Below are 12,310 nucleotides of genomic sequence, written 5' to 3'. Positions count from 1 at the left end.
CCCATCCGGCCGCGGACCACGTCCGCGGCCGGATGCTGTATGCAGGACGCATGACGGTAGCCGATTCGCACCGGGCGGTGGAGGCGGTGTGGCGGATCGAGTCCGCCCGGGTCATCGCCGCCCTGGCCCGCATGGTCAACGACATCGGGCTGGCCGAGGAGCTGGCGCAGGACGCGCTGGTGGCCGCGCTCGAAGAGTGGCCGCGTAAGGGCGTACCCGACAATCCGGGCGCCTGGCTGACGCTCGCGGCCAAGCACCAGGCCCTCGACCAGTTCCGCCGCCGCGACACCTACCAGCGCAAGCTGCAGCAGATCGGCCGGGACATGGAGCTGCGCCAGGAGTCGGCGGAGGCCGAGCTCGACGAGGCCCTCGACGACCACATCGGCGACGACCTGCTCCGCCTGATCTTCACCGCCTGCCATCCCGAGCTGCCCGCCGAGGGCCGCCTCGCGCTCACCCTCCGGCTGCTCGGCGGCCTGTCCACGGCCGAGATCGCCCGCGCCTTCCTCGTCCCGGAGCCCACCGTCGGGCAGCGCATCTCGCGGGCCAAGCGCACCCTCGCCGACAAGAGGATCCCGATCGAGCTGCCGCCGCCCGCCGAGCTGCCCGCGCGGCTGGCCTCCCTCCTGGAGGTCATCTACCTGATCTTCAACGAGGGGTACGCGGCGACCGCCGGCGACGACTGGATCCGCCCGTCGCTGTGCCAGGAGGCCATGCGCCTCGGCCGCGTACTGGTCGGGCTCATGCCCGCGGAGCCCGAGGTGCACGGCCTGCTCGCGCTCATGGAGATCCAGGCCTCGCGCATCCCGGCCAGGACCGCCCGCGACGGCTCGCCCATCCTGCTGCTCGACCAGGACCGCAGCCGCTGGGACCGGCTCCTGGTCCGCCGCGGCCTGGACGCGCTGCGCCGCGCCGAGGAGCTGGGCACGCTCGGGCCGTACGGGCTGCAGGCGGCCATCGCCGCGTGCCACGCCCGCGCGCTCACCCCGGAGGCCACCGACTGGGAACGCATGGCCGCCCTCTACCGGCTGCTGGCCCACCTCACGCCCTCGCCGATCGTCGAGCTGAACCGGGCGGTCGCGGTCGGCATGGCGTACGGGCCCGAGCGCGGGCTGGAGATCGCCGACGGCCTCCGGGACGAGCGCGCCCTGCGGGAGTACGCGCATCTGCCCGCTGTCCGCGGTGACCTGCTGGCCAAGCTCGGCCGGGCCGAGGAGGCGGCCGCCGAGTTCCGGCGCGCGGCCGAGCTGACCCGGAACGTCCGCGAGCGCGACCTGTTCCTGGAGCGCGCCGCCGCGCTGTCATAGTGCGATAACGGTCACCGGACGATCCGCTCCCGGGCCCGGAGCAAGGAGCCGCTGCACGGGGCCGCCTGCCACTTCCCGCTCCAGGAGGTGGCGGCCGCTGATCGATCAGGAGGTGGCCGTGGCCCGGCCGAACAGCCGGCCGGCGAGGTCGACGCCCACGACCGTGCCGCTGTCGTCGCGGGTGAAGAAGCCGCGCTGCCCCTTCAGGCCGCCCTCGGTGATGATGTACTCGTTGCCGTCGCCGGGCAGGAAGCCGACGGCGGCCGGCGGGTAGTCCGGGGGCATCTCGGTCTCCGACGCCTGGCGGATCTCCGGCTTGATCCCGACCTCGAGGGTGAGCCGGGTGCCGTCGGTGGCGAGGTCGAGGTTCATGGCGTCGATCTCGTAGCGGCCGGCGACCTCCTCCGCCCGCGCCCGGTCGTACGGGATCGGCTCGGGGTCCCGCTCGACCACGCCGAGGCAGTGCTCCAGCGCCCAGCGCGCGACGCTCTCGTTGAACCGGTAGCCGTCCGGACCGGCGTTGGCCAGCGAGACGACGGCGAAGTCGTGTTCGGGCACGATGAGCAGCTCGGCGAACTGGCCGTTGCCGGATCCGCCGTGCCCGATGGTGCGCACCCCGTCCACCTCGCGCAGGAACCAGCAGATGCCGAAGGCGTCGCCGAGCGTGCTGGCCCGCAGCTCGACCGTCGGCTCCCGCATGCTCCGCAGCGTCTCGGCGGGCAGCACCCCCACTGCGCCGCCCAGGTGGAAGCGGGCCCAGGCCAGCAGGTCGCTGACGGAGGAGGCGAGGCCGCCGCCGGGGTTGTTGCCGCGCATGCCGGCCCGCCACGCCTTCCACGGCCGCGCGAACCGCAGCGTGCCGTCCTCGCCGCGGTTGTAGCCGACGGCGAAGCGGCGGACCATGACGTCGTCCGGCTCGAAGAAGGTGTTCGACAGCCCGGCCGGCTCCAGGACCAGCGCGGACACGGCCTTCTCGTAGCTCAGGCCGGTGACGTTCTCGATGATCCGGCCGGCCAGGTTGTAGCCCGCCTGGCTGTAGGAGGCGCGGGCGCCGGGTGGCGCGATCAGCGGCAGGCCGGCCAGCTGCGCCACGAACGCGGCCAGGGAGCCGTCCTCCTCCTCCACGTCGATCAGGTTCCAGTCCAGGCCGGCGGTGTGGTTGAGCAGGTTCAGCACGGTGATCCGCGCGGCGGCGGCCTCGTCGGCGAGCGTGAGCTCGGGGACGTAGCGGCGCACCGGCGCGTCCAGCTCCACCTTGCCCTCCGCGACCAGGCGCATCAGCGCGGTCGCGGTGAAGGTCTTGGTCACCGAGCCCAGGTGGAACAGGGTTCGGTCGTCGACCGGCAACGGGTTGTCGAGGCTCGTCACGCCATGTGCGGCGACGAACTCCCGGCCCCCGGCCAGCACCCCGACGGCGACACCGGGGATCCCGAACTCCTTGGCCGCCGCCTCGACGAACTCGGCCAGCTTCTCCTGCGACATGTGATTCCCTCTCGGCTTCTCGTACGCTCTGACGTGCACGTACGACGATGGCCGCCGCCGCTGATACGGGTCTGACAGCGCGCTGCCACGCGCTCTCAGCGCTGCGACTGGCCAGGGACGGGCTTCACATGCGCCGGGTCATCTCATGGTCACGATGATGCGCTGGTAGGCGGTCAACGCCGGGCTGCCGTCGTCCTTCACCTCGACGATGACGTGGATGGTGCTCCCCGGCCGCGCGTCCGCCGGCACGGTGAAGCTCGCCTTCGAGGAATGACGTCCCGGTGCGGCGGCCGTCGCGCCGTCATCGGTGGTGAGCTCGACTGCGCCCCGGTAGCTGCCCGCCTCCTGGTACTGCCACCAGCGAGAGCTGAGTGCGTCCCCGTCGGGATCGGTCGCCCTGGCGGAGAGGCGCACCTTCTGCCCGGGCCGCGCGCTGATGTCGCGGCGCCCCGCCGGCAGGGTGACCTCGGGCCGGTGGTTCGCCGCGCGGAAGTCGGGCGTCACGCTCCATCGCAGGCGCGCGGCGAAATCGAGCTGGGCGGCCTCGAACCAGCGGGCCGCCGCATAGTCGGCCGGCGCGTTGCCCTGCGGATCGTGGTCCACGGCTTTCGAGGCGAGCCATTCGGACGGGTCGTCGGGGCTCTGCTCCTGGCGGCCGCCCCATCCGCCGTAGCCGCCCTTCTCATGACCGCGCAGACCGTTGTCCACGAGGTTCATGAAGTTGGAGGTGTCTCCTTCGGAGATCCAGGAGCCCTTTTCCTGGATGGGCATCCATATCTTGTAGCCGCGCGCGCGTAGCTCGTCCTCGCCGAGGTAGGACAGGCCGAAGTGATCCCAGACGTCGCCCTCCACCATCTGCTTTCCGTCACCCCAGATCCGGTACAGCTCGCCGAAAGGCCCCTTGCCGGACACGTTCTCCGCCGTCCATCGGGCCGACAGGTATTTCGCGTGCTCGGGAAGGACCGTGCGGCGGGCGAAGTAGCCCCAGATCGTGGTCGCCACGTCCCGTGCCTCGATGTCCGGCCAGTTGGGGGCGATGTAGTCCTGGTAGCCGGCATCCTGTGAGCCGAACTTGGTGATGATCGCCTTTCGGGACACCTCGCGGCGGACGCGGTCCCACCGGGGCGTTCCCTCGTACTGTTCCTGGATCGATTTCAGCGCGCGGGCGATCGTGCTCGTGCCTCCCCACGCCTGCAGGTAGACGGGTCCGCCCTTGCCGTCGAGGAGAACGTCCTTGATGAGGTTTGATCCCGGGGTCTCCTTGGAGATGTCCCCTTCGAACTCGACGTTGCCCACGCGGATCTTGGAGAGCAGACTGCGGGGGTCGGGGTAGTCGCGGTCATGGCGTACGAGGTTGGGATAGACCTCGGCGTACGCCTTCACCGCGGTGTGGATGAACTGCTCGTCCCGCGCCCACCGCCACGACGTCTGCGAGGTGGTGTACTCCCTGCCCGGCAGGAAGAACTCCGTCCCCTTGCCGTCGCCTTTCCAGTGAAACCGGCTGCTGGCGTAGACGAGCCCCTCGGTCGTCACCTCATTGCTGTAGAGCAGGTATCGGATCAGCGAGTTGGCGTCGTCGAGTTCGGGGTCGGCGGTGACGATGGTCCGCGGCCGGGGGCTCTGGGTGACGGCTTCGGCCGGCGGCGCCGTCATGCCCGCCGTGAGCGAGAGCAGTAAGAAAGTCCCGAGAGATCTGCGTATCCACTGACGAGCCATGCTCTCTCCTGCCGCGCAATGTCCTGTTGTGAATATCTATTCACTAACGACTGGACATTTATCACGCTACGGAGAGTGCGCATCCATGTCAATGGCGGCCGGCCTCACGCCCCGCCGGTGGACTCGCGGGCCACGACCGTGAAGCGGCTGACGAACTCGCGCGCGACCTCCCGCTTCTTGCCCTTCTCCGTGATCCGCTTGGCGAGGAACCGGACGGCCGTGCCGGCCATCAGCGAGTGATCGGGGTCGATCGACGACAGGGAGGGCACGATGTAGCCGCCTTCGGCGATGTTGTCGAAGCCGATGACCTTCACCTCGCCGGGCACGCGGACGCCCCGGTCGGCCAGCCCGCGCAGCACGCCGATCGCCACCGTGTCGGTCACGCAGAACACGCCGTCGAACTCCACCCCGTCGTCCACCAGGCGCCGGGCCGCGGCGGCCCCGCCCTCCATCGTGAACCGCGAGGTCGGGGCCACGAGCCGCGCGTCGAAGGCGACGCCGGCCTCGTCGAGCGCCTCGCGGTAGCCGGTGAAGCGCAGGCTGGAGACGTTGACCTCCTCCCCCTGGGCGCCGCCGTCGACGAGCGCGATGCGGCGGCAGCCCCGCTCGATCAGGTGGGCGGTGGCGGCGCGGGCGCCTTCGACGTTGGGCATGGCGACGTGGTCCACGGGCCCGTCGAAGATGCGCTCCCCCAGGATGACGATGGGGTAGTCGACCTTGAGCAGGTCGGTGTCGGTCGGCCCGAGCCCGACGGTGCTGAGGATGAGCCCGTCGTAGAGGCGGTTGCGGGACAGGGCGAGCGCGTCCAGCTCGCCCTCGCGCGAGGCGCCGGTCTGCTCGATGGCCACCTTGAGGTTGTGCCGGGCCGCCGCCGTGATGATCTCGGCCGCGAGCTGCCCGAAGTACGGCCGGTCCACCTCGGGTACGGCGAGCCCGATCGTGCCGGTCCGCCCGGTACGAAGGTTGCGCGCCGCCACGTTGACCCGGTAGTCGAGCTGGTTGATGGCCTGCAGCACGCGCTCGCGCGTCTCGGCCTTGACATGGGGGTGGTCGTTGAGCACGTGGGACACCGTCATGGCGGACACCCCCGCGGCCCTGGCCACGTCCTGGATCGTCACCATTTCTGGATCACCCGCACGGCCCGCATCCTCTCACGCGTCAACCCTTGACGCTCCCCCGCAGCAGCCCGTTGACGATGTGCCGCTGCATCGCGATGAAGAAGATCACGACGGGAGTCAGCACGATCACGCTGAGCGTCATGAACGCCGGCCAGTCCACCGAATACTGCCCGACGGCCTTGTAGACCTGCAGCACCAGGGTCTGCTTGTCGGGCGAGCTGATGAACACGTTCGGCGTGATGAAGTCGTTCCAGATCCACATGGTCTGGAACACGCCGACCGTGATGAGGATGGGCCGGATGAGCGGCAGCACGATCCGCCAGTAGATCTGCCACGGCCCCGCGCCGTCGATGCGTGCCGCCTCGAAGATCGAGATCGGCAGTGACCGCAGGTAGCCCTGGATGAGGAAGTAGCAGAAGACCGAGCCGGCGGCGTACAGGAAGATGAGCCCTTCGAGGCTGTCGACCAGCCGCAGCTGCACGAGGATGCGGTAGACCGGGATCAGCGTGGCCTGCCCCGGCACCAGGAACGCGATCACGAGCAGCGCGCCGGCCACCCGGTTGAGCAGCGTCTTGCGCAGCAGCATCGCGTACGCCGCCATCGACCCGATGATCAGCATGATCACGATGGAGACGGCGGTGACGTACAGCGTGTTGAGGAAGGACTGCAGGATCGGCGTGCTCTCGAAGACCCGCGCGTAGTTGTCGAGGTACAGGCCCGACGGCAGGCCCAGCGGTGAGGCCGACGTCTCCGCCTGCGTCTTGAAGGTGTTGACGACGATGTAGTAGAACGGCACGCCGACCACGGCGGCGGCCAGGATCATCGCGAAGCTGAGCAGCGGCCTTCTCATGACAGGCGCCCTTCGAGCCGGCTCGACAGGACCAGTTGGACGGCCACGATCGCGCCGACGACCAGCATGAAGACCACTGCCAGCGCCGATGCCTGGCCGAACTTGGCCTGCGCGATGCCGCTCTGGATGATCGACTGGGTGATGGTGAACGTGGCGTAGCCGGGGCCGCCCTTGGTGAGGGTGTAGGGCAGGTCGTAGACCTTCAGGCCGCCGGTCATCAGCAGCAGCGAGCTGATGGTGACGGCCGGGGCGAGCAGCGGCAGCGTGATGGAGAGGAACGACTGGCGCGGCGAGGCGCCGTCCACCCGCGCGGCCTCGTAGTAGTCGTCGGGGATCGACTGCAGGTACGCCAGGTAGAGGATGGCGTGCCAGCCGGTGGACGACCAGACGGCGACCATGATGACCGACAGCTGGGCGAGCGTGCTGTCGGACAGCCAGGGCACCGGGCCCAGCTCTCCGAGCAGGCTGTTGATGGCGCCCGACCCGAGCGGCGACAGGATGAACCCCCACACCAGGCCGAGGATCGCGATGCTGGGGATGGCGGGGAAGAAGAAGACGGCCCGCACCACGCTCCGGCCGAAGAAGCGCCGGTTGAGCAGCACGGCCAGCGGGATCGCCAGCAGGGTGATGATCAGCGTGGTGCCGATCGCGTACAGCAGCGTGAACCCCAGCCCGGCCAGCATGGCCGGGTCGGCGAAGATCTTCCGGTAGTTCTCCAGCCCGACGAAGTTGACCTCCGTCGAGTAGCCGTTGAAGTCGGTCACGCTGAAGTAGAGCGACTGCGCCAGCGGGATCGCGAACAGCACCGCGAACACGATCCCGATCGGCACCAGGAACGCCTGCAGCCGCAGCCCCTCCAGCCGCTTCGGCGAGACCAGCCAGGACAGGGCGCCTGTCGCGGCGGGCGCCCTCGTGCCGAACGCCGTCATGTCAGCTCTGGCCCTTGAGCCGGTTGTCGAGCGCGGCGGCCACGTCGGCCGGCTGCTCCTGGCCCTGCACCATCAGCTGGAGCTGCGCGACCGCCTCGGTGTTGAGCGCGTCCTGCGCCCGTGGCCAGGCGATCTGCGGCAGGTAGAAGGTGCCGTCCTTGAGCGCCTGGAGGTTGGGCTCCAGCACCTTGTCGATCTCGGGCGTGACGTCCGACGTGGTCGTCATGGCCGCCGTCTGCTTGTTGAACAGCGTCACGCCTTCCTTGCTGCCGAGGTACGTCAGGAACGCCTCGGCCTCCTTCTCGTGCTCGGTCTTGGCGTTGATGGCGTAACCGGGCGAGGCCGCGCCGGACCAGAACGGCTTGCCGTCGGGCGTCGGCACGCCGACGAAGGCCATGTTCATCTTCGGCGCCTTCTCCCGCAGCGTGGACACGTTCCACGGGCCCGCGGAGATCATCGCGACGCGGCCGTTGGCGAACTCGTCCACGATCTGCTCGCCGCTCAGGCCCACGACGTCCTTGCTCATGACCCCGCTGGTGAACAGCTGGTTGAAGTTCGTCAGCGGCCCGAGCCACAGGTCCCCGAACTTCTTCTGGCCCGCGAAGATCTGCGCGTCCACGTCGCCGCCCTGGCGCGCGTTCTCATGGCCGACCAGGGCCGCGAGGGTGAGCGGCATGCCCGTCACCGAGTCGTAGTACGGCGTCGTGCCCGCCGCCTTGAGCTTCTGGCACAGCGCGACGAAGTCGGCCCACTTGGTCGGGAACTCGGTGACGCCCGCCTTGGCGAGGAGGTCCTTGTTGTAGAGGATGCCGGCGGACCACGACGAGATCGACATCCCGTACGCCTTGCCGTCCCGGGAGTAGGTGGCGGTGTTGAACTTCGACATGTTCGCCATGTACGGCTTGCCGGTCAGATCTTTGACGAAGCCGCCCTGGATGAGGTTGGTCTTGTTCTCGGCCGCGATCGCGAACACGTCGGCGCCGGTGCCCGAGACGAGCCGGGTCTGCAGCGTGGAGATGTACTCGGCCACCGGCGGGGCCGTGGAGAACTCGACGTCGATGGTGGGATTCTGCTTCTCGAAGGCCTCGATGATCGGTTTCATCGACTGCTCGTTGTCCCAGGAGAAGAACGTCAGCTTGGTCTTCCCGCCGCCTCCGCCTCCTCCTCCCGAGCCGCATCCGGTCAGGGCCAGAACGGCAGCCGCCAGGATCGCTGTTGAGCTTCTGAGCAGGGACATCGCGCACCTCTTTGGCACTCATACCGGGGGGTCGGGCACGTCGGATCGTCGTCCGCGGACGCCTGGACAGCTGCGCCCGCTTGGGGGTTGTATCGATAAAACATGTATCGACACAGATCGCAGCCTGTCAAGAGTGCGTTACCGATCGCGCAACAGGCCAGGCCCGTCCAAGTGAGGGTCTGGCCAGGCTCGATGCGGACATGTAACGTTACGAACCTCAAGCCTTCTGGGCGTGCCAGAGGGCGGCGAGCTGCCGGGTGGCCAGGCGGGACGGGACGGCCCGGAGCAGCGTGTCGCGCAGCCACGCGGCGAGACCGGTCTGGGAGGTCAGCCGCGACTGCCGGGACGCCGCCCGCATGATGCGGTTGGCGCTGGGCCTGCGCTCGGCGTCGTAGCGCAGGAGCCGCTCGGCGACGTCGGCCGGCTCGGCGCCGGTCAGGTGGCGGGTCAGCGCGGCCGCGTCCTCGAAGGCCTGGCTGGCACCCTGGCCGAGATCCGGTGGCATGGCGTGCGCGGCGTCGCCGAGGAAGGCGATCCGGCCGGCCGCGTACGAGGGCAGGGGTTCGGCCAGGCGGGCGATCGGGTCGACGTAGATGTCGTCGGCTGGGGTGGCCTCGATCAGCGCGGTGACGAGGGGGTGCCAGTCGGCCATGAGGGAGAGCATCTGCCGGCGTGCCTCGTACGCGTCCGGCGGCGTGCCGTGCAGGACGGAGTCGGTGAACCAGTAGAGGCGGTCCTCGCCGACGGGGAACAGGCCGAACATCGCCCCGCTGCGGCGGTCGACCAGCTGGCTGGCGAGCAGGTCCGTGGCCAGGCCGGCAGGGCGGGGCAGCATGCCGCGCAGGTCGATCCGGCCGGTGCGCCGCAACCCGGGGTGACCGGGGAAGAGTTGTGCGCGCAGCTTGCTGCCGATGCCGTCGGCCGCGACCACGGCATCCGCTCTCGCGACGGGGTTCCCGTCGCTGATCACGCTCACCCCGGCGGGATCGGGCTCCAGGCGCTCGACGGGGGTCGCGGTGCGCACCAGGCCGGGAGGCAGCGGGGCGCGCAGCGCCCGGTGCAGTTCCGCCCGGTCGATGATGGCGGCCGTCCCGACCTCCTGCTGCGCCCGGGCCAGGTCGGTGATCAGCAGCGGCCGTCCGCGCCAGTCACGCAATCCCCCGAGGGTCGCGTGCATGACGTGCCCGCGAACGTCGTCGGCCAGCCCCACCGCGTCCAGCGCGCGAAGCCCGTTGGGCATGACCACGATCCCGGTGCCGGCCTCCCGGAGCTCGGCGCCCCGTTCGAAGAGGGTCACCTCATGACCCAGGCGGTGCAGCCCCACCGCGGCCGCCACTCCTCCGAGCCCGGCGCCGACCACCACGACCCTCATGAGGCCTCCCCATCAATTCACTACGATCGTACTAGTACGGGCATTGGTATCATGGCCGCATGCCGCCCACGAATCCAGCCCGTCGCCAAGCCCTGACCGATGCGGCCATCGAGTTGCTGGCGTCGTCGGGTGCGCACGGGCTGACCCACCGCGCGGTGGAGAAGGCGGCGGGCCTCCCGCCGGGGACGGCCTCCAACTACTTCCGCAGCCGGGAAGCCCTGCTGGTGGCCGCCGCGGAGCGCATCGTCGAGCTGCACCACGCCGACACCGACCGGGCCGTCGAGCAACCGGCGACCCTGGTCGACCTGCTGACGGAATCGCTGCTCACAGCGGCGACCACGCTGCGCGACCGCTATCTGGCGATCTTCGAACTGCAGCTGGAGGCCGCGCGCCGGCCGGTGCTCGCCTCGGCGCTCGCGAGGCTGCAGGACACGGCGGTGCTGGTCACCGCCGGGCACCACGACCAGCTCGGCCTCACCATCCCGCGCGAGAAGATCCCGGCCCTGATCGCGCTCTATGGCGGTACGCTGTTCACGCTGGTCAGCGCGCCGCCGGGGAGCGTCAGCAGGGACGTCGTCCAGAATGTGGTGCAGGTCATGGTGTACGGCTGCATCGAGGACGTCCAGGCACGAAAAGGTCAATCCACGGCAAAACTTTTCGGACGCGACGGTGAATAGGAAAGTCTCATCCAGCTGCACCGGAAGCGTGTGATAGGGTGGGGGAGTTGCAGTTGCGGTACCCATCGACTTAGTGCGCGCCCGACGGAATACAACCTTCGGGCGCGTTTTGTTTGCCGGGCAATTCCGGATGGGCTCATGTTTTCTGCACTTATCTAAAGGAGATCTACATGGCTACCGGAACCGTGAAGTGGTTCAACTCTGAAAAGGGCTTCGGCTTCATCGCGCAGGACGGCGGCGGCGCCGACGTCTTCGCGCACTACTCGAACATCGTGTCCAACGGCGGCTACCGCGAGCTGACCGAGGGCCAGAAGGTGTCCTTCGACATCGTCCAGGGCCAGAAGGGCCCGCAGGCGGAGAACATCGTCTCGGCCTGACGCAACAGCGCACGTCGAGAACGGGCCCGCACCCTCATGGGTGCGGGCCCGTTTTCGTCAGGGATTCTGGAAGGCCACCTCGGGATTCGCCGCGGACGGGCCGTCCAGCAGCGGCTGGTGCCTGCCGCGTAGGTGCTGGTCGAAGAAGGCGCCCACATAGGCCGTGGTGATCTCGCCCGATCGTTCGCCCGAGAGCGGGGCGGAGGGGTCCACGACTCCCGCCTGCCCGCCGATGATCGTCAGGTCGATGAAGGTGAAGTGCCCGGAGTCGGCGACCGTCAGCCAGCGCTTCCAGCCGTCCAGCCGCTGCCAGGCCAGCGGCCAGCTCGTGTCGACGCTGTCGGGCGAGTGCTGGGCCTTGGTGCCGAGCATGAGGAAAGGCCGCTTACCGAGGCCGGACTGCGGTACCGGCGCGAAGAACGTGCCGTCCATGTCCACCCCCGCGCGGATGCGGCGGTCGGCGGCCATGACGGCAGCGGCGGCGTTGCCGCCCAGGGAGTGCCCGGCGGCTCCGATCCGCCCCGGGTCGATCATCTTCCAGCGCTTCCAGTGGGTCAGCTCGCCGACCACGAAGGAGAGGTCGGCGCCTCGGCCCTCGGCGGCCTTGGCCATCAGCTTCTTTTCCGCCTCGTCGGAGGGGGCCCGCTCGATCGCCTCGCAGGCGACGCAGGTCAGGGTACGGCCGCCGGGGAAGGCGGTCCCGTACGACTCGTAGGCGTGGTCCACGAGCGCGACGACGTACCCCTTGGACGCCAGCTCCTCGGCGAGTGTCGTCAGGGTGGCGCGGTTGAGCGTGAAGCCCGGCGAGAGCAGCACCAAGGGATGCCTGCCGCCGATCGGGCGGGCGCCGGCGCGGGCGTTCACGCGCACGCCGGCGAGCTGCTCGGCCTTGAACCTGGTGTCGAGCTTCAGCCCCTTGAGCAGGAGCCGGGCCTCGTCGACGGTCATGTACGGGGCGGGGCCGCCGCCGGTGGAGGCGGGGTAGTACATCGACACCATCAGCTCCCGCCCGTCCGCGGTGGGCACCCACGGGTCGGGACGCTTCCTGTCGACGAGGTGCAGGGTGTCGCGACCGACCGCGTACTGCCCGGTGGGGCGGGGAATGGAGAAGGCTTCCGCGGAGGCGGCGGCCGCGGAAGCCGGAAACACGGCGCCCAGCAGAGCGACGATTGCGAGCGCAAGACGGGATCTCATCATGGGCAGGAGCGTAGAAATGACGCCTCTGTCGCCGACACTCCCGAAAGG

The 12,310-nt window shown here is 69.6% G+C and carries 11 protein-coding genes; 3 read left to right on the top strand and 8 right to left on the bottom strand.

Features of this window, described 5'->3' with window-relative positions; all coding sequences use genetic code 11:
- Positions 1–50: 50 nt before the first annotated feature.
- Positions 51–1,307, top strand: a complete 1,257-nt coding sequence (locus tag AB0J87_RS47650) for an RNA polymerase sigma factor (protein WP_363978352.1) — start codon at positions 51–53, stop codon at positions 1,305–1,307.
- Between the two features lie 105 nt (positions 1,308–1,412).
- On the opposite strand, the gene AB0J87_RS47645 is transcribed toward AB0J87_RS47650, so the two are convergent.
- From AB0J87_RS47645 to AB0J87_RS47615, 7 genes are all read right to left on the bottom strand, one after another.
- On the bottom strand, positions 1,413–2,789 hold the full coding sequence (locus tag AB0J87_RS47645) for a serine hydrolase domain-containing protein (protein WP_363978349.1): 1,377 nt from the start codon (positions 2,787–2,789) through the stop codon (positions 1,413–1,415).
- Positions 2,790–2,927: 138 nt separating this feature from the next.
- Positions 2,928–4,505 (bottom strand): nucleoside hydrolase-like domain-containing protein, encoded by a 1,578-nt coding sequence (locus tag AB0J87_RS47640; protein ID WP_363978346.1) that lies wholly within the window; start codon positions 4,503–4,505, stop codon positions 2,928–2,930.
- Positions 4,506–4,609: 104 nt separating this feature from the next.
- Positions 4,610–5,626, bottom strand: a complete 1,017-nt coding sequence (locus AB0J87_RS47635; protein WP_363978343.1) for a LacI family DNA-binding transcriptional regulator — start codon at positions 5,624–5,626, stop codon at positions 4,610–4,612.
- A gap of 37 nt (positions 5,627–5,663) precedes the next feature.
- On the bottom strand, positions 5,664–6,473 hold the full coding sequence (locus AB0J87_RS47630) for a carbohydrate ABC transporter permease (RefSeq protein ID WP_350723315.1): 810 nt from the start codon (positions 6,471–6,473) through the stop codon (positions 5,664–5,666).
- A complete protein-coding gene (locus tag AB0J87_RS47625) occupies positions 6,470–7,402 on the bottom strand; it encodes a sugar ABC transporter permease (RefSeq protein WP_355193977.1) in 933 nt (310 codons plus the stop codon). Before AB0J87_RS47625 ends, AB0J87_RS47630 begins: the two co-directional genes overlap by 4 nt.
- Position 7,403: 1 nt before the next feature.
- Entirely contained in the window at positions 7,404–8,639 is a 1,236-nt protein-coding gene (locus tag AB0J87_RS47620) for an extracellular solute-binding protein (RefSeq protein WP_363978338.1), read from the bottom strand.
- Positions 8,640–8,856: 217 nt separating this feature from the next.
- A complete protein-coding gene (locus tag AB0J87_RS47615) occupies positions 8,857–10,011 on the bottom strand; it encodes an FAD-dependent monooxygenase (RefSeq protein WP_363978335.1) in 1,155 nt (384 codons plus the stop codon).
- A gap of 59 nt (positions 10,012–10,070) precedes the next feature.
- Here AB0J87_RS47615 and AB0J87_RS47610 point away from each other — a divergent pair, with 59 nt between their 5' ends.
- Both AB0J87_RS47610 and AB0J87_RS47605 read left to right on the top strand, forming a co-directional pair.
- Positions 10,071–10,688, top strand: coding sequence for a TetR family transcriptional regulator (locus AB0J87_RS47610; protein WP_363978332.1), 618 nt, complete (start codon positions 10,071–10,073; stop codon positions 10,686–10,688).
- Positions 10,689–10,858: 170 nt separating this feature from the next.
- Positions 10,859–11,065, top strand: coding sequence for a cold-shock protein (locus AB0J87_RS47605; protein WP_192788611.1), 207 nt, complete (start codon positions 10,859–10,861; stop codon positions 11,063–11,065).
- 57 nt (positions 11,066–11,122) lie between these two features.
- Here the strand turns inward: AB0J87_RS47605 and AB0J87_RS47600 are convergent, their stop codons facing one another.
- A complete protein-coding gene (locus AB0J87_RS47600; protein WP_363978329.1) occupies positions 11,123–12,262 on the bottom strand; it encodes an alpha/beta hydrolase in 1,140 nt (379 codons plus the stop codon).
- Between the last annotated feature and the right edge of the window lie 48 nt (positions 12,263–12,310).

It is taken from the genome of Nonomuraea sp. NPDC049625, from assembly GCF_040675285.1.
Lineage (GTDB): Bacteria > Actinomycetota > Actinomycetes > Streptosporangiales > Streptosporangiaceae > Nonomuraea > Nonomuraea angiospora_A.
The sequence above is the reverse complement of the archived record's forward strand: the minus strand, read 5'-3'. Positions and strand labels throughout refer to the sequence as shown.

What these genes read in the sequence shown, in the direction of transcription:
- AB0J87_RS47650 (WP_363978352.1), top strand. Translation starts at nt 51, where the DNA reads ATGACGGTAGCCGATTCGCACCGGGCGGTGGAGGCGGTGTGGCGGATC.
- AB0J87_RS47645 (WP_363978349.1), bottom strand. Translation starts at nt 2,789, where the DNA reads ATGTCGCAGGAGAAGCTGGCCGAGTTCGTCGAGGCGGCGGCCAAGGAG.
- AB0J87_RS47640 (WP_363978346.1), bottom strand. Translation starts at nt 4,505, where the DNA reads ATGGCTCGTCAGTGGATACGCAGATCTCTCGGGACTTTCTTACTGCTC.
- AB0J87_RS47635 (WP_363978343.1), bottom strand. Translation starts at nt 5,626, where the DNA reads ATGGTGACGATCCAGGACGTGGCCAGGGCCGCGGGGGTGTCCGCCATG.
- AB0J87_RS47630 (WP_350723315.1), bottom strand. Translation starts at nt 6,473, where the DNA reads ATGAGAAGGCCGCTGCTCAGCTTCGCGATGATCCTGGCCGCCGCCGTG.
- AB0J87_RS47625 (WP_355193977.1), bottom strand. Translation starts at nt 7,402, where the DNA reads ATGACGGCGTTCGGCACGAGGGCGCCCGCCGCGACAGGCGCCCTGTCC.
- AB0J87_RS47620 (WP_363978338.1), bottom strand. Translation starts at nt 8,639, where the DNA reads ATGTCCCTGCTCAGAAGCTCAACAGCGATCCTGGCGGCTGCCGTTCTG.
- AB0J87_RS47615 (WP_363978335.1), bottom strand. Translation starts at nt 10,011, where the DNA reads ATGAGGGTCGTGGTGGTCGGCGCCGGGCTCGGAGGAGTGGCGGCCGCG.
- AB0J87_RS47610 (WP_363978332.1), top strand. Translation starts at nt 10,071, where the DNA reads ATGCCGCCCACGAATCCAGCCCGTCGCCAAGCCCTGACCGATGCGGCC.
- AB0J87_RS47605 (WP_192788611.1), top strand. Translation starts at nt 10,859, where the DNA reads ATGGCTACCGGAACCGTGAAGTGGTTCAACTCTGAAAAGGGCTTCGGC.
- AB0J87_RS47600 (WP_363978329.1), bottom strand. Translation starts at nt 12,262, where the DNA reads ATGATGAGATCCCGTCTTGCGCTCGCAATCGTCGCTCTGCTGGGCGCC.